Raw genomic sequence first — 21,780 nt, forward strand, 5'->3', positions numbered from 1 at the left:
AATGGTTATTAAATGGGATCGAAAAATCAAAAATAAAGGCAATGCTATTTTATCCGGTTTAGCTGCGTAGCAGCTTAGAATTAGCGGGATAAGTTGCCTGAAAACTGGTGCTGACACCGAAATCGCTGTGACGGGCGATCGATCGCAAATTCGTTTGGCTGTAAGTGTAAACTTGAGCTTTGGAGGCTGGGTTAAGTCCTTTCAAGCTCAAGTTTCAGGTCAAATTTTTGTTGGTTTTATTAATGGTTACTAGCGTCAAAACACTAAGGCATTAAGATCGCCAGTAATTCCCGGCTAACTTGTTTGTGAGATTGCCAGAGATATACCAAAATTTTGAGAGCCAGATATTCGGTATTTTTTAGTGGCTGTTGCAGGTGAATTGCGTAAAATTGAGGAAACATCTACCAACAGTTGCACAGGGTGCTGAAAGGTTGACGGCGAGGTTACGGGAATTGGGCGTAAATCCTGATGCTGTGTAGAAGATGGGATAAAGTACGTGAAGGGAAGCTATCTTCCCGCAGGGGTTCCCGAAGGGTAGGGAATCGCCCTTGACGTATCTCAACCCTCTAGCGACAAGTCGCGCAGGAAATAAAAGCGATCGCCCCGTAAATTCTCGCCTTTAATTCGCCCTGCATAACCTGTCAGCGGAGAAGAAAGTTCTACTAACATTTCGTGCAACTCTTCGCGGGACAACTTCTTCGGCGGCTTAGACATTGAATAAGCACCGATCAGAACATCAACACTAGCTCTTTCAGAACCTGTAGTTTCTAAATACTTTTTCAGAATACAAAGAACGTGCGATCGCACTTTAAGCTTTTCCCACACCTCGTCAATATAGCTATTAACCTTAGCATCGGCTTCCTCACCAAACGGCTGTTGTTCTAAACAAGGTTTTAACTGTAATAAATCGATCGAACCTGGTTGCTTAGCTTTCAGTTCAACCAGCTTTTGCAATGTTTCCGGGCGGATTACGTTCATTTTACTACCAATAGCTGCTTGATTAGCTGGATTAGTTAAAGGCCCAGCCGCCAAAATCATTTTAACGGCTCGATCGAACCTATCTTGACCCAAGTGAGTCAAGCCTAAATGAACCAATTGAGCGGTGACACTATTAGGTACACTTTCATGTTTGCTAGCTTTGCACTCTCCCGCTACTGGATAGGGAGTCTCGCAATAAAAGTCCAAACCACCAGCGCCGCCTGTTGATTCTGGATTGAGACTAGCTTTCGGATTAGTGTTAGAATTGGCAAAACCTAGCTTGATCCAACTCTTGCGGACTAATTTTTCAAAGCCATTACCGTCGCTAGAGTTGCCGATAAGTGCGATCGCACTTATCCATGCTAAATCGGGGTCTGGTTGTGTTGTTGGTGAAGTTTTCGACCAACCTAAAAACATTTTGATATCATCGTTGAGCTGATTGGCAGCTAAGTTGATACTACCAATTTGCTCAACTTGCAACTGCAAAGCTTCTAAATCTTTATAAGGATAGACTTCTCCACCCACCAAGAGAGCTTTACGCTGATAAAAATTAGCTTCAGAAATCACCGGAGTATCACTCTCGCTGTTCATTGCCATCACATCGTCACGCTGCGGCCAATAGAAGGCTCCTGACTCTGTTTGCACATTGACTACGCAAGGATTAGATAGGCGATAAACTCGTAAAATCAATAGCTTGAGAACTTGGTATTGTTCAAAAATATGTTCCAAAGCTTCCAATTTCCAAACCGTTGACTTTGCAATCTTATCTAGAAGGTACTTTTGCTGTGGATTAATCCGCCAATGATATTCACAACGCGCCCATACTTTAATCTGAATAGGATATGTTTGAAGTTCAGCAAATGCACTTTCAGCCTTCGTCAAATATTGAGTCTGATAGTATTGAGCGAGGCTAAGTTTATCAGGAAGATGTTGACTGGGATAGAGCCAGATTACCTCACCTTCTCTGATATTTTGCCTGAATGGTACAGCAATTAGCCTGCCTAATGTTAGCAGGTCAACATCACAAGCTGGTAATTGAATACCCTTAATGATTCCAAGATTCATATTAAGTAGGAGCGCTTAGAATTTCACAAAGTAGTGGATTTTTAGCAGCCAGGTTTAATTCTTGAACGAAGTCAATCACTTCCTGCTTAGTAAACCCGTAGTTCTCAGCCTCTTGATAAATTTGATGAAGTGCTGCTAAAGGCTTGATCTCATCCTTTTTGAGAACAACAACTTCACCTCCTTGTTCCTGTACAAGTTTCTCTTCAAGCTGTTTGCCTTTCTTCCAACTTAGAGGAACAGGTGTTGAGCGGACTAAGCAACCACGAGTAATGTTATGTTTGGTATATTTCAAGAGTCGTTGCATTACTGCATTGAATGTCATGCCAGTCAAAGTTTCGGAAACTCTGACTCCAATTCTTACTGTTTTTTGTTGAAGTGAATCGTAGCCCTCAATAATCAAATGTAGATCGTGACCTCCCTCTTTAATAGGTGTAACCGAAATAATTATTACATTTTCTGTTCCACCTTTAGGAATCATGGCCATTGTAGAGCCAATAATAGCAGCTAACAGATCATCGTTTCTATCGGGTACTGAAACTCTACTCAAGAGTTCATTATAAGCATCCAGAAACTCTTGCCGTCTTTTATCGAGCGGGTCTATCGGAATAACTGGATTTACAATTTCCACTGAATCAAATTTTTCAGCACACCATGTCATCAAGTCTCGCACACTAGCAGATCTACTTGCAATACCTCTGATTTCATTAGCATCGAAAGGATATAAATTCGGGTAAGCATCAGAATTTAGATTATTTTTGCTGTGAAACCAAGCTAGCCTCAATTTAACAAGCTCTAACATCTGATCGGCAGTAGGTGGGTTTGTAGTTACAGACCTTTGTCCTACACGATCGGGTATGCCACTTCCCATTTGTTTAATTTCCCTCCATGTGTCACTAATAACGCAACATAGGAGAAGTACATTGCTACATTGAAAGTAAATTCTATCTATGCAGCTAGCTACTATTTGAGCTGCGCTATCTCCGCAGTCAGCCCCTACACTAGCTTTGTCCAGTTGATCGAAACAAATCAATACTGGTCGTGATGAAACTCTAGCAAGCTTACATATTTGCTCTATGAACCAAATAGATTTTGCATCCTGTTCTTGCTGCGAAAACTCTGGTAAACGCTTTTTCCTAGTTTCAGGATGATCGATACCTTGAATCCAAGCCATACCAATTTGAGCAATTGGAGCATTTTTAAATAGGAGAAATAAAACAGCTCTCAAAAAATTAAAATCGAGGTCATGTTGAGATTCTAAGAGTGCTTCGACTACCTCATCAATAAATTGAAACCGTTGCTCTTGGCTGAGATTTTGGATGAGGAATTTCCTTAATTCTTCAGGATGATTGCATTTTTCAAGATAAAGCTGGTATTTTTCTTCAAATTCTGTTCCCTTAAGAGTCGCAATCATAGATGCAGCAAGTTGCTGCCATTGCGTTACTCCTGTGACATCTTGGTGCTTAAAGCTGAGTGAAAGATAGAAGCGCACATGGGAGTCAATTCGACTAGCGTTAGTAAATTGAGGGATGTAGGCAAATACAGCTCCCCCCTCACGCTCAATAGTTTTCCAGATTCGGTGGATCGTATGACTTTTACCTGTGCCTAGATCTCCTTTGACTGCAATCCCGATTTTATTAGAATACTTTTGGCGTATTTCAGAAATTGCTTTATAGATTGTTTGGTCAACCTGCTGATTGAGATCAGCGAGATTAGTCTCAACTTCACCCCAAACCTCATCCGCGCTTACGACGGGTTTCAATCCGAAAGGATTGGCTTGTTGCTTGCGTGCTTCTTCAAACAGTGTATACGGATCAGTCATTGTTTCCTGCCTCAATCTCAAGATGGTTTGCTAGCGAAAAATAAAAGACCTCTTACGTCGTCACTGATGGAGTCTCGTTTTTGTTCATCAGTTGCTCCACGAGCCTCTCCACTTTGGAGATAAAATAAACGATCGGCCTGCATCTGCATAATCAAGTCTTTGAAATTCTCCCGGCTCACCTGTTCCCCTAGCTCACGGCGCAGATGCCAGATGGGGACAAGCCCCATGTAGTTGTAGCCCTTGTCCAATTTTTCAAATAGGGCAAGGGCTTGGGACTTAAAATCCTCATAGGATGCGATCGCCCCTACATCCCCCTTCCCCTTCTCAACCGCAACACTCGTCGCACTATCCTGATGCCGAATCCACTTCAACAAAGAATTTCCCAGCCGAGTACCAATTTGAGAACCATCAAACTCAAACAGAGAATCCTTACTTTTCAAGCCTTCCGCTAAAACTTCTTTCCCCTTGGCGCTCAATTCCACCAGCGTCACCCGATTTACCAGCGAATACTCGATCGCCCCAGTCGCCTGCAACTCGCCGAGCACTTCCACATATCTCTGACTCGTCTCATTAGTCCGCACAATCCGCTTAGTCAAATCCCCCTTTTTAACCTTCATCTTCCCGCCGCTCAAATCCCACAGATTCAGCAGCACCCGAACTTTCGCCTTAGCATCCCAAAGCGCTTGCTCTTCTGGTGTCCGAGTTTTAGACACCGCAATTTCATCATTCTCAGACATATCCATACCTTTAAATACTTGTTTTTACTATCAAATTCTACCAGAAACCTTGCTGGGAAACATTTAAACTTTTCCGCAAGCACGCCGGCGAACCTGCGAATAACTGATGCAGATTTCATTATTAAATAATTTTGTCACTCATCAGGACAGTAAAATTCCATTACAAAGAATATGAAGATTGACTAAAAACTTGTAAATTGATAAAATAGAATGTTGGATAACTTATAGCACTTCAAATTATCCGCAGCCAATACGAGCGATCGGTCTTTTCAATCAAAACAATCTCGATCGGCGCCTGAGACAACTTAGCAACCTCAACAAATGTAGCGTTCCCAACCTTAGTCAACTACCCGCAAACCAGCTTAACTGCGACTTTAGTTCAATGCCGGATTCTGCCTTTAGAAAGACGAATTCAACCTGCACATCTTGTTACATTGCAATGGCAATCAAAACATTGAACAACAGTTTACCCATGAAAAATATTCCCGATCAAATTTCTAACATCAAAGAAAAACTTCCCGATCTGACTCCCACCCCTCCCGGTTTAAAAGCTCAAGCATCTAGCCACGACCTCAAAGCTCGGTTAGATTGGGGCGAACCCGGATTAACAATCATCGACGCTCGTGATTTTGAAAGCTTCGCCAAAAGTCACATTACCGGCGCCGTACCGATGCCAATCGACGACTTAGTAGAGCGAGCAAAATCCAGCCTCGAACCCATCCGCGACATCTACATCTACGGCGAAAACGACGAACAAACCGCCGAAGCCGCTAATCTTCTCCGCGCAGCAGGCTTTAGAAAAGTAGCCGAACTAAAAGGCGGAATTCCTGCTTGGAAAGCCATTGACGGCCCGATTGACGGTGCTGTCGAACACGATAATCCCGGCCCCGATGCGTACAACGTTTTCTCTCGCTTGCAACACCACGCCGAAGCCCAGAAAATCAACAAATAATGTCAGATTGGCGACAGGATTCGCCCATAAAATCTGACACTTAATAAACCCGGTATCGCAAAAGTTACCGGGTTTTTCTATCAGAACTTATATCAATTCCGGTTACACCGGAATGATGGGGAGTCGGGAGTCGGGAGTCGGGAGTCGGGGAATGTGGAATTATTGACCTTGACTTGATCGTGCCCATACAACCGGAAACGATATTATACCAAATTCGTCTTATATTTTCTTAGTCTCTTAGAGAGGGACTTCCTTTGTATAGGATTTGTTTCAAACGCCGACTTTTAACTTGCGGGCATCCAAAAATTCCTTAACTTCCCCGAACATTAGGCGGTTGGCATCAAAAGTAATCAGCTTAACTGCTTCTTCAAAAGAAAGCCAAGCAGAATTTTGAATTTCCTCCACTTGCAAAACGACTTCCTTCGACTTGACAAAACCTAAAAAATAAGTGACAGTTTTTTCAATCGGCTCCCCATCCTTAACAAAAGAATAATGTTCCGTAAAACTCGGCTCATCCAGCATTTCAAAATCGGATATACCTGTTTCCTCCTCAAATTCCCGCTTTGCCGTTTCCGCTGGAGATTCCCCCGGATTGGCGTGACCTTTGGGAAACGCCCAATGTCCGGCTTGATGTTGAATCAACAAAAACAAAGTGTCAGCTTCAGTCGAAAAAATCGGCACAATTCCAAAACATTCATCTTTCATTTTTCTGATATTCCCTATTAACTATCCTCTTCTAGCCCGCGCAGCATCCGGACTTCGTTTGTGTAGATGCGATTTCAATCGCCGAGTCTCTCCAATTCCCACCCCAACCGAGTCTGCTGTTCATAAACCCGCTTCAAAGTATTAACATCCCTCGCAGAAATAGGCCCAGGATTTCTCACCTGAGAAAAATAAAGCACATCAGTTTCCATCAAACTGTGACCCCAAATTCCCAAAGCGTGACCCAACTCGTGCCGCGCCGTCGCCGGAACGTACTTACCCACTTGATTCGGATTCAAATAAACTGAAAACCGATGAGATAAAACAGTTTTATCCCCATCGCGACGGGCGTACAATTCATAGGTAGCCTCTCCAGAGCGCGATCGCAACACCCCTTGACGCAAAGGCGGAGCGCGACGTAAAATCCTAATATCAGCTACCTCCGAACTATCCACCACTTCCAAAGGCAAATAAACCCCCCATTCCCGGACAACATTCAACACAGCCCCCACCCATTCTTCAGACTTATTAGCATCAACTGGACGCTCAACATAAAGCTGAATCGGAAACTTCGACCACAGCAAATGACCGAAATTCGGTGGCTTAACCTGGTCAAAATAATCACCGCTATCCGTGGAATCGTGCCAATTTGCCAGCGTTGGCGGCAAAGGGTGAACCTGTGGATTCGGCAAACTATTCGGGAGAGGAGAAAGACTTGCCGCCGGAGTCTTAACCTGAGTAAAAATTATCAGGCTAAAACAACATAAAGCCAATCCCAAACCAGCCAGCAATCGGGGTTTTACCGTAACTTTCCACAACCGCATTTTTGCAACCGCAGATAGACGAAAATAAACGCAGATGAACTTGAGATTATCGGCGTCTATCTGCGTTCATCTGCGGTTAAAAATCCGAATCTTATAACTTAGGGGCCAACCAACCAGCACTCAAAATCACAGTCAAACCCATAAAAACAATAGACAGACCCCAAGTAATCCGGTTCAGACTCGTTTCTGCACTCTTGGCGCTGGTAAACAATTGAGCTTGTCCGCCAATCCCTCCAATGCCATCACCTTTAGGACTGTGCAGCAACACAAAAATCACAAGTCCTAAAGCAGACAAAGACCAGATAACTTGTAACACAGAAACAATATTCATAAGAAACATTCGGTAAGTGGGAAACGAGCGTGGCTTCAGCCCGCTCGTGGGAAACGACTCGGCGGTTTCAACCGCCTTGAATCCCCTTGCGGGGTTGGAGAGGTATGGTTGCCTCTCCGGTGAGGTATGGTTGCCTCAATCTCCTTTTCGGGGTAATGTTCGCTTCGCCAAGGTTATCGGGGCTTGTCACGCTTACAGCACTGTCTCAGTGACTTTAAGACTGTTTAACTGTAAACAACAGAGCGGAAAACTAGCGTCGCATCTTCCGGTGTTATGACCCCAATAACGTAGTCAGTGAAGACTTAGGCTGGTCAATACAGCTTGCTTGATTTCTCTTACAAGCTCAGTGGCTTTAGCCCTGAGTTACTGACAATCTGGGGTAATTGGTGATTAGTAATCGGTAACTTATTATCATATCAAATCCGGTCGATCGCACACAAACTCGCTTAGGGGCACGGCGCCGTGTCCCTACCTGTAGCTCAATCTCGCCGAGCCTTCCTACAATCTGACTCGCACCGGAGTGCGATTGGCGCGAACTTCAAAATTAGCGGGTTCAATCATAGAGCGTCCCGTCATCTCCGGGGGCTGAGGCAACCTCAACAGCTCCAGAATCGTCGGCGCAATATCCGCCAAACAGCCGTCCGTCCTCAGAGGAACATCCGTTCCGTGACCCGGAATCTTCAGACCTTCGCCTTCCACCAGAATAAACGGCACCGGGTTAGTAGTGTGAGCCGTCCAGGGATTCCCGTTCTCGTCAAACATCTGCTCAGCATTTCCGTGGTCAGCAATAATAATTGCCGTTCCCCCAGCTTTACTAATGCTGCTCAACAGCCGCCCCAAACATTTATCCACAGTTTCGATCGCAATTATCGTCGCACCCATCATCCCCGTATGACCGACCATATCCGGGTTAGCGTAATTAATCACCACCAACGAATAAATCCGCTTTTCCAAACCCGCCACAGCCACATCTGTCACCACGGCCGCCGACATCTCCGGCGCCTCATCGTAAGTCGCCACCATCGGGCTCTGCACCAACTCGCGGTGTTCCCCTATAAAAGGCTCTTCCAGACCCCCATTAAAAAAATAAGTCACATGAGCGTACTTTTCAGTTTCCGCCGTCCGCAACTGCTGCAAACCGTGCTTAGAAATCACCTCGCCCAGAATATTGTTCAAATTCTGCGGTTCAAAAGCCACCATTACCGACGACAACTTCGGGTCGTACTGAGTAAAACTCCCAAACGTCAGCGGCTCAATTAACTGCCGTTCAAACCCCTTAAAATCCGGCGCCACAAAAGCCTGAGTCAATTCTCTAGCCCTGTCCGGGCGAAAATTAAAGAAAATTACCCCATCCCCGGATGCCACCGCCCCCGGAGCAATCCGAGTCGGAATAGCAAACTCGTCCGTCACTCCTTCAGCATAAGAGGCCCGCAACACATCCACAGCCGATCGACCGTCCGGCGCCCCCTCAGTCGTCATCACCTCGTAAGCGCGCTGCACCCGATCCCAGCGCTTGTCCCTGTCCATCGCGTAGTAGCGGCCGCTGATGGTCACAATCCGACCGACCCCTACCTTTTCTATATAACTTTCAATCTTTGCTAGAGCTTCTACACCCTCTTTCGGAGTAGTATCGCGGCCGTCTGTAATCGCGTGAATGCAAACCTCAGAAATTCCCTGTGCCTTTGCTAGCTCTAGCAAACCCAAAATGTGACTCAGATGCGAGTGAACCCCGCCCTCGGAACAAAGACCAGTCAGGTGCAACTTACCGCCCTGAAGGCGCACTTTCTCGCAAAGCTGAACCAGCGCCCGGTTGTTGAGCAAAGAACCGTCTTCGACGGCATCCGAGATCCGCACCAACTCTTGAGGAACCACGCGGCCCGCGCCCAGATTCAAGTGACCGACCTCTGAGTTGCCCATTTGCCCGTCAGGAAGCCCTACCGCCCGGCCCGATGTGTGAATCAGAGTTCTGGGATAAGCGGCCCAGAGACTGTCCATCACGGGTGTTTTCGCAGCGGCGATCGCATTTCCGTATTTTTCTTCACGATAACCCCAGCCATCCAGAATAATCAGCACTACAGGAGATACAGACGCTTGTGCCATGCGAATACCTTATTTACAATAATTAATTTCTCGATCTGCATGATTTCCGATTTTGCGGAACATCTTCCGCTCATCAGTTTACATATTTTCTAAGCTCCGGCTGAACAAAGCCAACCAAAATTCCCTCAGCCACAGCATTTTGGGAACTAATTTCGACCTGCTTTGCCAATTTTTTAAGGGATTGCCTTGCCTTGTACTGTGAATCCACAGTCGGAGACTGTTACCGATCTCACCAACAGCGACCGTGCTTTTCTTGCCGCATTTTCATGAATTGTTCAACGGTCGGTGGCTATTGAAACAATAAGAAGAATACCACAGATGGCGGACTTTTGCTACTGCCTCAAGAAATAAATTAAACAGCTTTGAGTGGGCTGCGAATAACTTTAAACGAGTTGAGCAAAAATTTGTTTCCAAATCGGCTCACTTTCAGCGGACATAAAATTCTACAACATCTTTTTTAATTTTGACATCGTAATTGCCAAAGAAATCGTGACCGAGCAGACCAATTTGCATTTGTTTGGCGATCGCCACTTCGACATTTTGGATCGCAGCACCCCCAACCCGAATCGATCGCACTATGCCGATCGGGAACTCGACAACGCTACCGTCAGCGATCCCCGCTCTCACGGTACGCACGGGTTTCACTTGCAGTGCAGTAGCCATCCGCTGAGTAATCAAAGTGCCGCTCGCCCCGGTATCGACAATCATCTCAAAAGTGTTGTTGCCGTTAAATACCACGTCAATCACCGGCGTTCCGCCAGCGCGGCGCTTGATTTTAGCTTGAAATACCTTTTGATTCCCCGCCGGCGGTTGGGTAACAGGATTTGAGGGGCCCCTGCGAAACTGAGAGTACACATTGCCTGTTGCTGTTCCAGATCCTGCTGTTAAAGTGCGATCGAGCTGCTGGGAACTTACATCGGACACCAATGTCATCACCTTGGTTTCAGGCTGCGGGATCACCTGAAAGCCTAGGTTTTTAGTCAACAAACCCGGTTTCTTAGGTATTGTTGAGAATGCTGCCCCCTGTGAATGAGAATGTAGCTCGCCGCCATCCACCGAGCCAACAGCAGCCAAAACGGCCACAGAAACAATGCCCGATCGCCAAATCCGCTTGAGAATCACTTTTGCCATTAGAGAAATGCCTTGATTGATTCAATATCTTGAAGAACCACCGCCATTGATATCCTAACCTGCTCCCGAAAACCGATCGCCCGCTCCCACATCAGATCATCAGGAAAGCTTGGCAATTTTCAAGCGATCGCATACCATCAAACACAGGTAAACTTAAAAGCGGCAAATGGCATCAACTGCACTTGCCATTTGGATCACTTAAAAGTCAGGCGTTTGGGAAGGATCGGCAATGCGTAAACTTTTATATTTTGCAACTATAGGAATGCTGGCTTTCTCGATCGGGGGATGTGGCGGCGACGGGGGCGGCAACACGGCCAGTCCCACTCCTAGTCCTACTCTCAGTCCCGGTGCAGCCTCTCCGTCACCGGCCGCCAACGCTCCCGGAACTCCCGGTGCCGCGGCAAGTCCCACCCCAGCAGCCCAGACATTTCCCTCTCCCGTAGTAGCGGCCCAGCCCCCCGGCTTGCTCCGACCCACAAACCCCGACGAACGAGCAAGACAAGCTCAAGCAGACATCCAGGCCAAAAAGACAGCACCGGACTTAAACGGGACGGCAATTCGACAGACCCCCATCCCCGGCAAAGCAAACGATCCATTCTCAGTCCTTCCGCCTCAACCGATCAGAACAGACGGCGGGACGCAGGGCAACGAACTCCCCAACCTGCCAGTCCGAGAAGTGCCAAATCTGCCCAAGCTGCCAGATGATAGAAACCCCCCTCAGTGGACGCCAGCACAGCGCCCAAACGCACCGGGCGGCGGCGCAATTGCCCAACTTCCCCAAACCCAAAGCCCCGCAGAGGTGTCCAGTCTTCCCAACCTGCCGTTAACCCCCATACCCCAATGGAGGTCGCCAATTTCAACGCGTCCCCAAACAGCCCCCGGACGCCCCGGTGCTAGACCAGCAGGCTCCGGTGCTAGACCAGCAGGCTCCGGTGCTAGACCAGCAGGCTCCCCAGACATAGCAGGATCTCCTGCATCTATACCTGGACTGCCTTCCCTACCGGGCTTCCCAAGAGGCACCACCGGACGGCAGCCAGCCGGCCCCGGACGGCCGGGAGCTAGACCGGCAGGCTCCCCAGATATAGCAGCAGCTCCCGCATCATCTATACCCGGACTACCATCTATACCGGCCTTCCCAAGAGGCACCACCGCACGCCCCCAAACGGCGCCGGGACGCCCGGGAACACCGGGACGCCCGGGAACACCGGGACGCCCGGGAACACCGGGACGACCGGGAACACCGGGACGACCGGGAGCACCGGGACAACCGGGAGCACCGGGACGATCCACAACGATCGCGGCTCGCCCCCCCAGCCCCCCCAGCCCCCCCACAATTCCCAACATCGCCACCAGAGAACTGCCCGGTCTACCCAAGCTGCCAGAATTAACGCCGCCGCCCTCCTGGCAAGACCCCAACCCGCCACCCCCCCCAGTGGCTCCGCCAGCCCCACCGCCTCCGCCTTCGACAGACAATGCCAAAGGAGTTGAAGTTAGTGGCGTAGTCAGAGTTGGTAATGACATACTGGTAATTGTGAAAGCACCTAACGAGCCAACAAGTCGATATATCAAAGTAGGACAGCGGATTGCCAGCGGGCAGGTGCTGATCAAACGGGTTGATTTCCTATCAGGAGCCGATCCGGTTGTGATTTTAGAAGAAAACGGTGTAGAGGTGTCTAAAATTGTGGGAGAAAAATCTCCCCGAGTTGCCCAAAACCCAGTTTAATGAAACATTTACCTCAATCCTTGGAAAGAAAATTGAGAACAGTCATGCTTCGCTCAATTCAAAAACTCGGAATACTGATGTTGGTTAGTTCGGGGGTAGGATACCTCTCACTGCTAGCCAACAGTCAGCCGTCATTGGCGGCGCCAGAAGCCGCCCAAAACCGCCCTCCCGTTTGCGAAGGCTCTCCCCCCAACGGTCGAGTCAAGTGCAACTACGAGAATGGCGACAATTATGAAGGAAATTTCGTCAACGGCAGACCTCAGGGACAAGGAATATACGTATACTCCAAGGGCGATCGCTATGAAGGACAGTTTCGCAACGGCGTGCCCAACGGTCAAGGTGTATTCCTGTTCGCCAACGATGACCGCATGGTGGGAGAGTTCCGCAACGGTTTGATAGTTAGGGGAGAAGCTATTTTTGCTAGTGGCGATCGCTACCGGGGAACATTTGAAATTGTTCAACAAGTTGGCGGCGGGGCTGCTAGCAGTCAACCGCACGGCCAAGGGCAATTTATCTTTGCTAGCGGCGATCGCTACGCCGGACAGTTTTTCGCAGGAAACCCGTTTGGTCGGGGAGTGTTCACCCGCGCTGACGGCACGCGCTGCGACGGTCAGTTTTTCAACGAACAGCTAGACGCCAAAGGTAGTTGCACCTTCCCAAACGGCATTCGCTACCAAGGCGAATTGCGCAAGGGACTGCCTCACGGTAGAGGAGTACTTACAGATGCTAAAGGCAGACGGTTTTCCGGAGAGTTTCGCGCAGGCAAGCGCGTTCAACCGTGAATCTAGCCTCTAAAATTTAACATCTGACATCAATGGAGGCGTTTTGACATGACGACAAATGCTGCTTCTAGTTCTTGGCGCGCCAGCCCATTCCCCTTCGACTTTGCCCCGCAGCGGACTCAAGATGCTGATTTGTTGCGACAACTCAATTTTGTGCCCGGTTTGAAGGAAGTCTTGACTTTGCGCCAAGTTCATGCTTTGGAACACGCTACGGTTTGGGTACTCAGCCAATCTGGCGGTACGGCGACAGCAAGAGCCGATAATGATTTATTGGGCGGGATGTCAACAGACCAAGGATTTTATCTTTACGGTCGCGTTAACATTGCACAGTTGCGTCAGGCAGTGCGCGAGGCTTTGCAGCGGATTGCAAGCGGAGAGTGGGATTTAGCTGTACATCCCCGCTGCGGCACGAATTTGTCGGTGGGAATGCTACTGACTGCTGGACTTGCTGTCGGCATCAATTTAGCCCTGCCCCGGGGGCCCATTCTGCAACTTTTAGGTTTGGGCGCTGCGGCAGCGGCGGCGGCTCAGTTAGCTCCTGATGTGGGAGCTCTGGCTCAGCGTTACGTCACAACTGCTATTCCGTTTAATTTAGGTGTTGTTGATATTACTTTAAGTCACGACTTCTGGGGACGCGAAGCTCATTTTGTGCGGGTGCGTTGGGTTGAATAGCTGTTGCGGGAGGGGGAGAGTAGAGAAAATCTTGCTTCTTCCTTCTTGCTTCTTCCTTCGTTTAATTAGTGCTTTGAAGCCAGGGCGATTCCCTTCGGGATAGCTTCGCACGCGCGTACTTCATCTAACACAAAAAATAAATGTGCAGATTAGGGATCGACAAAACCTGGGTGGCAAGTCTACTGGCTGTCAGCTTAGCCGTACCAGGCAACAGTTTTTTGCCTTTCACCGACAATGCGACTTTTGCTAGCGAAATATCCCAAACTAACGAATTAGAAAGAGCTCCTGACGGCAAGATAGTTCCCGTCAATGGCAAAGTCAATGTTAGATTAACAAATAAAACCAACGATCGACTATTTTATCAGGTAGCTGGACAGACTAACCGCCGCAGTTTAGCAGAAAATTCAACAGTCGCGCTGCCAGCATTGACACTACCGGTCTCAATTGTATTTAGGCGACCAGATGGCGCATTATTGAAACCCAGTTTGAAACCTGTTGGCGAAGGAACAGTAGAAGTAAGATTAGACGAGACGAATGATTTAGGTTTGGATAAAACATCTTTAAGGATTCGGAATGACGGCGGACTTTTTCTCAGATAGAAAACTGCCAAGTTTAAAGAATTAACCTTCATTAAATATCTGTCTGCGTTAATCTGTGTGCATCTGGGGTTAAAACGTCCAATCGCCCTTGCCCCAGGAATTGTCAGGCAACAGTTGAATCATGTAAACTCAACTTGGCGCCCCGACAACTCGACCTCACACTGCCGTACACCATCCGAGTTCCTATGTCAATCAAAAAAATTCTTTCCATAGCGCTGTTAATTTTCATCCCCATTTCCATCGCCGCTGAGTATTTGCACTGGGGCTCCCTCGCAGTTTTCATCACATCCGCTTTAGGCATTATACCTCTGGCTATCTGGTTGAGCACAGCAACAGAAGAAGTGGCGATCGTTACAGGCCCCTCCATAGGGGGCTTATTAAATGCAGTCTTCGGCAATGCTACAGAATTAATTATTGCCATAGTTGCCCTGAAAGCCGGCTTAATTGACATTGTGAAAGCCAGCATAACCGGCACCATTATCAGCAACTTACTCTTAGTCATGGGATTTTCCATGCTGCTAGGAGGCATACGCTACAAAGAACAAGAATTTAAGCCAATTATCGCGCGGGTGAACGGTTCCACAATGACTCTAGCAGTGATTGCAATTCTGCTCCCAACAATGGTAATTTACACCTCCAATGGAGTCGAACCCGCAGCTATCCAGAATCTTTCCTTAATAACTGCGATCGTCCTAATAGCAGTTTACGCTTTAACTCTGCTATTTTCATTAAAAACTCACAGCTATCTTTACGAAGTCGGCTTACTAGAACTAGAGTCAGAAAATCCTCAAAATACAAAAGAGGAATCTACTACGCACAAACCTAATTTGTGGCTGTGGATAGGAGTGCTAGTTGCCTCAACTGTTGCCGTTGCTTTTGAATCAGAAATTTTCGTTGGCGTTGTCGAAGAAACTACCAAAGGATTGGGATTGACGCCGCTGTTTACAGGGGTAATTCTGTTGCCGATTGTTGGCGGCGCGGCCGAATATGTAACTGCGGTGGGAGTTGCGATGAAAAACAATATGGATTTGTCAGTTTCTGTCGCGATGGGTTCTAGTTTGCTAGTTGCTTTGCTGGTAGCGCCAGTGTTGGTGATTATCGGATTAGTAATTCATCAGCCGATGGATTTAAACTTCAATCCGTTTGAAGTAGTTGCAGTTGCCATTGCAGTGACAATTGCCAATCTAATCAGTATCGACGGGCGCTCTAATTGGCTCGAAGGAGTGCTGCTTTTAGCCACATATATCGTGTTAGGAGCAGCATTTTACTTTCACCCCATTACTTGAAGCAAAAATTTTCAAGGAAGAGGGGCAATCGTGCGTGGTTGCCCCTCTTCCTTGAAAATAACTTATCTTTTTTCTGATTTTTTATTTCTCTTTGTCTTCTGCCGTTAATTAAAGAAAATAATTTTAGGGATCGAAGTAATTACGGACAGCTACACTTTTGAACAGGAAAACACTGTCGTCTGCAACTTCTTTTTCTGCCTTTACTGTCGCGACAATCAGAAGTATCCCGACATTCTACCTTATCTTCACAAATTTGCTGACGGGGAAAAATACCCAAATTTTGTATAGACACTTCAGCGGTAAGCGAACCCTGGTCTATAACTTGATTATTTTCTTTAATTTCATAGAGAAACTTATTTTTTCCCTCTAAAACCGAAAAAGTTTGTGTTTTGTGACTGTTACCCAACTTAAATCCAAAATCTTCGGAAAACTCACCTTTGTTGTAACCTCTATCTGTGTAAGGATAGGGGTTAGTTTCCATGCCCTCAGTCACATTTTTAATCACCACCCTTCTGTTAGGGCCGGGAGGAGTCTTGCTGGAAACAAATCGAGCGCTTTGCGAATCAGGGGAGATCGCAGTACCGGCACACGCACCTACATATTCAATGCGCTTAAATTGAATCAAATTAATATTAAAACTATTTTCGTTTTTGACTCTAAATTGTGCTTCGTTAGTCTGCTGGGCGCTGACTGTGAAAGCTGCTAGCGTCAAAAAAATTGCCCCCAGCAAAATAGCTATAAATTTAATTTGTGGCCTCCCCGTAAAAATTCGGGCTTGTTTCATTTCTCTCTACCTCTAATGTTAATAGATAGCCTTTTGTTGACAAGTTATTATTTTAACTTGAGAGCAGATATGTTGTCAAAGTCGCTCGGATAGTTTTACAGTCATGACTTTAGTCCTTGATGTTGAGTGGCGAAAGGAAAAACTGAAGTCCTGACTGCGAACTTGGTAGAGTCATGAATGTAGTCCTGAGTACGAAGTTAACTACCAAGTTACTCGATCGCGCCATTTTTCTAATAGTTTTTCCCCGACTCCCTGCACTCGTTCTGCATCCTCCAAAGAGGTAAAAGGTTGCTGTTGCCGCGCTGCAATAATTCTCTCAGCTAACTTCGGGCCAACCCCAGGCAAAGTTTCTAATTCTTCCTGACTCGCTGCATTCAAATTAACTAACTTTTTACCAGCAATTTGAGGTTTAGCGTTCGCAGATTTTGATGCTGCTTGTAGTGAATCGCACTCTTTTTTCTTAGCGTCAATTTTCTGTTTGATTCGGGCGGGAATTCCCAAGATTGCACCTTTGTAAAGCCGATCGAACTCCCGCTCAAAATGGGCCGCAACTGTGGGACTCTCGATCGCCAGCAGCGTCTCGTCATTCCCGTGATTTGCCGCCTCACTCCAGTTGTGAGAACCTGTAAGCACCGTTTTGCCGTCCACAACGCCGAATTTGTGGTGCAGGCGATCGCCCATTGGTAACAGCGGCACTCCCACCGCAGTCAGCGGCTTTCTCCAAGGGCGATTGTCAGCTTCTAACTTGCAATCTTGGATGAAAGTCGCACCCATCATATCCAAACCTTCACTGTAAGAGCGATAAATAAAATTAGAGTCAATTAAAGCTCGCACCGCAACTCCTCGCCTAGCTTCAATTTCCAGAGTATTTGACAACCGCTGAGCCGAAAATACAAACAGTGCCAAATCAACAGACTTTTTCGCACTACCCAAAGTTCGATTTATCAAACCGTTGCCGCTTTTTTCCCAAGGCAAAGTTGCAGCCGTCGGCGAAAATTGCACCGCAACTGTCGCATTCCCTACTCTTACTTTTTGCACTTGACGAAACGGCTTTTTAATGCCAAATTTGCTGTCCGGTTTGCCTCCGGGCCCGTCGCCCCACATCATGTTAAATTCTTGAGTAAATAGTTGCGCTACTCGAGGATTTTCAATTTTCAGCAAATTGTTCGCATTACCGCGACTTGCTGCTGTCTTGAAATCGCCGTGTATATCGCTTGTGGTAAAATTAGCAGAAGTGACGATTACGGTTTGGCCGTCAATTACCACAAATTTGTGGTGCATCAAATCGCTGCCTTTACTGCCGTCAGCAGTATCGTCAATTACAGGAATTCCCGCATTTTTGACAATTACCAAAGCATCGTTTTGCTTGATTTCCTCGACCGTCAATTTACCGTCTTTATTGGTATCGGCAAGTTGGACAAATTCGCTATAACGATCGCGCTCTCTTTCCGGTAATTTCGCCAACTCCTGGGCTGTAAAATCGCTCCAAGGGCGACTATACATCTGTTCGACAATTAATCTCACTTTAATTCCCGATCGCTGCCGCTCTGCCAAAACCCTCGCAATACTGGGCAAGCGAAACTCCTGAACTGCTACATCCACCGTCGATCCAGCACTGGCGATCGCAACAGCGACCAACTTTTCCAAATCATCTCCAAATCTAGTTTGCTGGCGGTAAGGCTCTGTATAACTCGAAGCGATCGACTGATTGAAGTATACTTGCAACAAGGGGTCTTGAGGCAATGGAGCCAGACTCAGAGGTAAATCCTGCACGTCTTGCTTTGTTTGTCCACAGCCCGCCAGATTGATCGCCAGCAGCCCTGCACAACAGAAACCGAGTAAATGATAATACAATACAGCCACAAAATTTTAAAAAATATAGAGGTTATTAGCCTTCCGACAGTTCAAAGCTATGGGAGCAAGTAAAGTTACAACTTATTAAATTTATGCAAGGGAAGAGATTTTGCGTCTTGTAGAACTGCCTCGATGCCGGAAGCATCACTGGTAGGGTAGCAGCAATCAGGGGCGTGGGTCAAACCCGATACCCCTGCTTTATGGCTAAAAGAAAAAGAATTTTTCCGTGCGGTCACAAAGGATATGGTAAAGCGTGCCATCGCTGCACGCAAGAGTTGGTAGCCCAGCAGCATTACGTTGAAGAGCTGGCAGAAAAACAAACCAAAAAACAACGGAGGGAAGCATCATTTGCTAGAGATATCATCGATCTCAGAGGTCTGCCCGACCACGTAGTCACTAAAGCTCGCGCCATTATAGCAGCTTTGGGAGAAAATAAGAATTACAGAGATTTCGGCGGCAAACGCCTGCGTCACAACCGTTTGATCGTCAGTATTCCTGTAACGCGCAACTACAGAATGCTTTGTGAAGATTGCGGCACTTTTTTAATTCCCCAAAAAGTTTTGTCGCACGAAGACTACAACGTCTGCAAACCAGGAAGTTAGTTATTGGTTATTGGTTAGTTGTTATTGGTTAGTTGTTATTGGTTAGTTGTGCTTTTTTTTTTGAAGATGTTATAATTGTTCAATGTTCAACTTTTAAATGTATGGTTAGGTTTCAAGAGTTGCAGGTTTATCAATTAGCAGAGCAAATTTCTAATGAAGTTTGGTTTATTGTTCAATCCTGGGATTTCTTTGCTAAAAATACAGTGGGGCAACAATTGGTTAGGTCAGTCGATAGTATTGGTGCTAATATTGCCGAGGGGAATGGGCGGTATAACTACAATGATAATCAACGTTTTATCAAAATAGCCAGGCGGTCACTGCATGAAACAAGACACTGGTTAAGATTAGCTTGTGCCCGACACCTGTTAACCACCGAGCAAATCGAGCGCATAAAACCTTTAATAGACGAACTATCTCCCAAACTCAACGCTTACCTAAACTCAATTCAAAGCAAAGCAAATACTCAAGCGTTGAAAATTAAGAAAATACCCAAAAGCAAACCACCCACAGACTCTTGACAAATAACCAATAACAACTAACAACTAACAACTAACAACTAACAACTAACAACTAACAACTAACAACTAACAACTAACTCATTAAAATCATGCAAATTTACCTCGACTATAGCGCCACAACGCCACCGCGCCCAGAAGCGATTCAAGCCATGCAAATAGCCCTGACTCAGCAGTGGGGAAATCCTTCCAGCTTGCACGAGTGGGGACAAAGGGCGGCCACAGCTTTAGAATTAGCGAGAATGCAGGTTGCTAGCTTGATTAACGCGCTACCGGAATCGATAATTTTTACCAGTGGCGGCACGGAAGCGGACAATTTGGCAATAATGGGAATTGCCCGTCTTTATACAAAGCCGCAGCATATCATTATCTCCAGCGTAGAGCATTCCGCAGTAGCAGAACCGGCGCGACAACTCGAACAGTTGGGATGGGAAGTGACGCGCCTACCGGTGGATAAATTTGGGCGAATTCACCCTTTGGATTTGCAAGAGTCGCTGCGATCGAATACAGTGTTAATTTCAATTATTTACGGACAAAGCGAAGTTGGGACGCTGCAACCAATAGAGGCCTTGGGACAAATTGCGCGCGATCGCAATATCATGTTTCATACCGATGCAGTTCAAGTTGCCGGCAAGCTGCAGATTGACGTGCAGAAATTGCCCGTAGACTTGCTTTCGGTTTCCAGTCACAAACTTTACGGGCCGCAAGGTGCGGGGGCGCTTTACGTGCGTCAAGGAATAGAATTAGTGCCAATGTTAGGCGGTGGTGGCCAAGAATTGAAACTGCGTTCCGGGACGCAAGCGCTGCCGGCAATTGTCGGTTTTGGGGTGGCGGCGGAGTTAGCATTGCAGGAAATAGATGTGGAAACGCCGAGGTTAATTGGATTGCGCGATCGGCTTTTTGACCGATTAGCTCATGTACCAAGTTTAGTACCAACAGGCGATAGATATTGTCGGCTGCCACACCACGTCAGTTTTTGCATCGTCTCCCCTTCCTCCCGCCCTTATCAACAGAGATACACAGAGCGAATCACAGGCAAAACTCTGGTGCGGCAGCTAAATTTAGCAGGAATTGGCATTAGTTCCGGTTCTGCTTGTAGCAGCGGGAAACTAACTCCCAGTCCGATATTATTAGCAATGGGATATGACGAAAGCGGCGCCGTTGGTGGAATTCGCTTAACTCTCGGACGAGAAACAACAGAAGCTGATATTGATTGGACAGTAATTGCGATCGAGCAAATTTTGGATAGATTAATGCCCAAAGTAGCATTATCTAGGCGTTAACATTAACTGCAAACCCAGATAACCGTATTTATCCGCGTCCATCCGCGTACATCCGCTAACATCTGCGGTCATTCGATTTTAGATTTTAGATTTTGGATTTTGGATTGACCCGACGGATAAATTCGGGGGCTTGAGGATTTTAGATTTTAGATTTTGGATTGATTCCACGGATAAATCCGCGGGCTTGTACCATCAAGAAATTATTGGTCAAAATCATCAAAAATTAGAAAGAAACCCAAAAACCCACCCCCAATCATGATAAAATAAATCCCGGTGTTATTCACAACTCCCCACAATGGAAGAAAACCGCGCTCAAGCCTATCTGCAATTAATTCACACCCTGCTGAATTGCCCCAACGGAGAGGAACCGCAGATATTACAGGATAACTCAGAATTGCTCGATCGCGGATTTCTGGAAACTTGCGAGTTAGTAGCATCAACCTTAGCAGAACAAGGAGGCGAGAATGGCGCTAATTTCCTCCGAAATCTAGCCAGTCAGCTACGGCAATTCATCGATATGAACGATGACGGAGATAGCAATAACTCTGAAAGTGAAAATTTCCAAGACTATGCAAACTTTTTCCTAGAATTATTGCGAGCCGAACAAGATAGTAATAGCGATATTGCAGTAATTTACCCCATGCTCGAACAACGGCAACATCTCCTCAATGCCCGTTTTGCCGAGATTTTACAGGAAGTAGCCCAGAAGTTAATTGACGGCGAAAACTCAGAAACAATTAGCTCAATTATCAGCCTGATTGAAAATTTGAGTGTTCATATTAGTGACTTTCCCAGCGGTAATAGAGCTAACAATATTGAAATTGCCATTACAGGTTATCAAATAGTTTTAAATAATCGGGAACCAGGAAGCGAAAAATGGACGCAAACTCAAAATAATCTGGCTATTGCCTACAATAACAGAATCAACGATTCGCTGGCGGAAAATCAGTAATATCAATTCCGGTTGCATCGGAATTAATATCACCCAAAATCAGGACACGGCAGTGCCGTCTCCCTACAATAAATCTGGCGTAGGGACAC

Annotated in this window: 22 protein-coding genes; 10 read left to right on the top strand and 12 right to left on the bottom strand. The window is 46.6% G+C overall.

Going from position 1 to position 21,780, the window contains the following annotated elements; genetic code table 11:
- Positions 1 to 58 precede the first annotated feature (58 nt).
- From QUA78_RS26170 to QUA78_RS26190, 5 genes are all read right to left on the bottom strand, one after another.
- Positions 59 to 205, bottom strand: a complete 147-nt coding sequence (locus QUA78_RS26170; protein WP_333303227.1) for a hypothetical protein — start codon at positions 203 to 205, stop codon at positions 59 to 61.
- A 58-nt stretch (positions 206 to 263) separates the two neighbouring features.
- On the bottom strand, positions 264 to 401 hold the full coding sequence (locus QUA78_RS26175; protein WP_333303226.1) for a hypothetical protein: 138 nt from the start codon (positions 399 to 401) through the stop codon (positions 264 to 266).
- Between the two features lie 157 nt (positions 402 to 558).
- A complete protein-coding gene (locus QUA78_RS26180) occupies positions 559 to 2,043 on the bottom strand; it encodes a DUF1802 family protein (protein ID WP_333303225.1) in 1,485 nt (494 codons plus the stop codon).
- 1 nt (position 2,044) lies between these two features.
- On the bottom strand, positions 2,045 to 3,862 hold the full coding sequence (locus QUA78_RS26185) for a hypothetical protein (protein WP_333303224.1): 1,818 nt from the start codon (positions 3,860 to 3,862) through the stop codon (positions 2,045 to 2,047).
- Positions 3,863 to 3,879: 17 nt separating this feature from the next.
- Positions 3,880 to 4,599, bottom strand: coding sequence for a hypothetical protein (locus tag QUA78_RS26190; RefSeq protein ID WP_333303223.1), 720 nt, complete (start codon positions 4,597 to 4,599; stop codon positions 3,880 to 3,882).
- Positions 4,600 to 5,038: 439 nt separating this feature from the next.
- On the opposite strand from QUA78_RS26190, the gene QUA78_RS26195 reads away from it, so the two are divergent.
- A complete protein-coding gene (locus QUA78_RS26195; protein WP_333303222.1) occupies positions 5,039 to 5,551 on the top strand; it encodes a rhodanese-like domain-containing protein in 513 nt (170 codons plus the stop codon).
- Between the two features lie 270 nt (positions 5,552 to 5,821).
- Here the strand turns inward: QUA78_RS26195 and QUA78_RS26200 are convergent, their stop codons facing one another.
- The 5 genes from QUA78_RS26200 to QUA78_RS26220 form a co-directional block, all read right to left on the bottom strand.
- Positions 5,822 to 6,256: an NUDIX domain-containing protein gene (locus tag QUA78_RS26200; protein ID WP_333303221.1), complete on the bottom strand. Its 435-nt coding sequence runs from the start codon at positions 6,254 to 6,256 to the stop codon at positions 5,822 to 5,824.
- A 74-nt stretch (positions 6,257 to 6,330) separates the two neighbouring features.
- Positions 6,331 to 7,077, bottom strand: coding sequence for a peptidase (locus QUA78_RS26205; protein ID WP_333303220.1), 747 nt, complete (start codon positions 7,075 to 7,077; stop codon positions 6,331 to 6,333).
- Between the two features lie 91 nt (positions 7,078 to 7,168).
- Complete coding sequence (gene secG / locus QUA78_RS26210; RefSeq protein ID WP_190659521.1) at positions 7,169 to 7,408, bottom strand: preprotein translocase subunit SecG; 240 nt, start codon at positions 7,406 to 7,408, stop codon at positions 7,169 to 7,171.
- A gap of 498 nt (positions 7,409 to 7,906) precedes the next feature.
- Positions 7,907 to 9,508 (bottom strand): 2,3-bisphosphoglycerate-independent phosphoglycerate mutase, encoded by a 1,602-nt coding sequence (gene gpmI, locus QUA78_RS26215; RefSeq protein ID WP_333303219.1) that lies wholly within the window; start codon positions 9,506 to 9,508, stop codon positions 7,907 to 7,909.
- 426 nt (positions 9,509 to 9,934) lie between these two features.
- Positions 9,935 to 10,639 (bottom strand): retropepsin-like aspartic protease, encoded by a 705-nt coding sequence (locus QUA78_RS26220; RefSeq protein ID WP_333303218.1) that lies wholly within the window; start codon positions 10,637 to 10,639, stop codon positions 9,935 to 9,937.
- Between the two features lie 229 nt (positions 10,640 to 10,868).
- On the opposite strand from QUA78_RS26220, the gene QUA78_RS26225 reads away from it, so the two are divergent.
- From QUA78_RS26225 to cax, 5 genes are all read left to right on the top strand, one after another.
- Positions 10,869 to 12,362, top strand: a complete 1,494-nt coding sequence (locus QUA78_RS26225; protein WP_333303217.1) for a hypothetical protein — start codon at positions 10,869 to 10,871, stop codon at positions 12,360 to 12,362.
- A 44-nt stretch (positions 12,363 to 12,406) separates the two neighbouring features.
- Complete coding sequence (locus tag QUA78_RS26230) at positions 12,407 to 13,144, top strand: MORN motif-containing protein (protein ID WP_333303216.1); 738 nt, start codon at positions 12,407 to 12,409, stop codon at positions 13,142 to 13,144.
- Between the two features lie 48 nt (positions 13,145 to 13,192).
- The gene (locus QUA78_RS26235) at positions 13,193 to 13,816 is read left to right on the top strand and encodes a DUF6391 domain-containing protein (protein ID WP_333303215.1); all 624 of its coding nucleotides are present in this window, start codon (positions 13,193 to 13,195) and stop codon (positions 13,814 to 13,816) included.
- Positions 13,817 to 13,956: 140 nt separating this feature from the next.
- On the top strand, positions 13,957 to 14,415 hold the full coding sequence (locus tag QUA78_RS26240; RefSeq protein ID WP_333303214.1) for a hypothetical protein: 459 nt from the start codon (positions 13,957 to 13,959) through the stop codon (positions 14,413 to 14,415).
- Positions 14,416 to 14,600: 185 nt separating this feature from the next.
- On the top strand, positions 14,601 to 15,701 hold the full coding sequence (gene cax / locus QUA78_RS26245; RefSeq protein WP_333303213.1) for a calcium/proton exchanger: 1,101 nt from the start codon (positions 14,601 to 14,603) through the stop codon (positions 15,699 to 15,701).
- A 139-nt stretch (positions 15,702 to 15,840) separates the two neighbouring features.
- Here the strand turns inward: cax and QUA78_RS26250 are convergent, their stop codons facing one another.
- Together QUA78_RS26250 and QUA78_RS26255 are read right to left on the bottom strand one after the other, a co-directional pair.
- Positions 15,841 to 16,485 carry a hypothetical protein gene (locus tag QUA78_RS26250; RefSeq protein ID WP_333303212.1) on the bottom strand — a complete coding sequence of 215 codons (645 nt, stop codon included), beginning with the start codon at positions 16,483 to 16,485 and terminating at the stop codon, positions 15,841 to 15,843.
- 201 nt (positions 16,486 to 16,686) lie between these two features.
- Positions 16,687 to 18,348 (bottom strand): phospholipase D-like domain-containing protein, encoded by a 1,662-nt coding sequence (locus tag QUA78_RS26255; protein WP_333303211.1) that lies wholly within the window; start codon positions 18,346 to 18,348, stop codon positions 16,687 to 16,689.
- Positions 18,349 to 18,539: 191 nt separating this feature from the next.
- Here QUA78_RS26255 and QUA78_RS26260 point away from each other — a divergent pair, with 191 nt between their 5' ends.
- From QUA78_RS26260 to QUA78_RS26275, 4 genes are all read left to right on the top strand, one after another.
- Positions 18,540 to 18,941, top strand: a complete 402-nt coding sequence (locus QUA78_RS26260; RefSeq protein WP_172187360.1) for a DUF7682 family zinc-binding protein — start codon at positions 18,540 to 18,542, stop codon at positions 18,939 to 18,941.
- A 119-nt stretch (positions 18,942 to 19,060) separates the two neighbouring features.
- Positions 19,061 to 19,459, top strand: coding sequence for a four helix bundle protein (locus QUA78_RS26265; RefSeq protein ID WP_333303210.1), 399 nt, complete (start codon positions 19,061 to 19,063; stop codon positions 19,457 to 19,459).
- Positions 19,460 to 19,548: 89 nt separating this feature from the next.
- Positions 19,549 to 20,739, top strand: coding sequence for a cysteine desulfurase family protein (locus tag QUA78_RS26270; protein ID WP_333303209.1), 1,191 nt, complete (start codon positions 19,549 to 19,551; stop codon positions 20,737 to 20,739).
- A gap of 295 nt (positions 20,740 to 21,034) precedes the next feature.
- On the top strand, positions 21,035 to 21,691 hold the full coding sequence (locus QUA78_RS26275; RefSeq protein WP_333303208.1) for a hypothetical protein: 657 nt from the start codon (positions 21,035 to 21,037) through the stop codon (positions 21,689 to 21,691).
- Positions 21,692 to 21,780 lie beyond the last annotated feature (89 nt).

It is taken from the genome of Microcoleus sp. K4-B3 (assembly GCF_036704615.1).
GTDB lineage: Bacteria > Cyanobacteriota > Cyanobacteriia > Cyanobacteriales > Microcoleaceae > Microcoleus.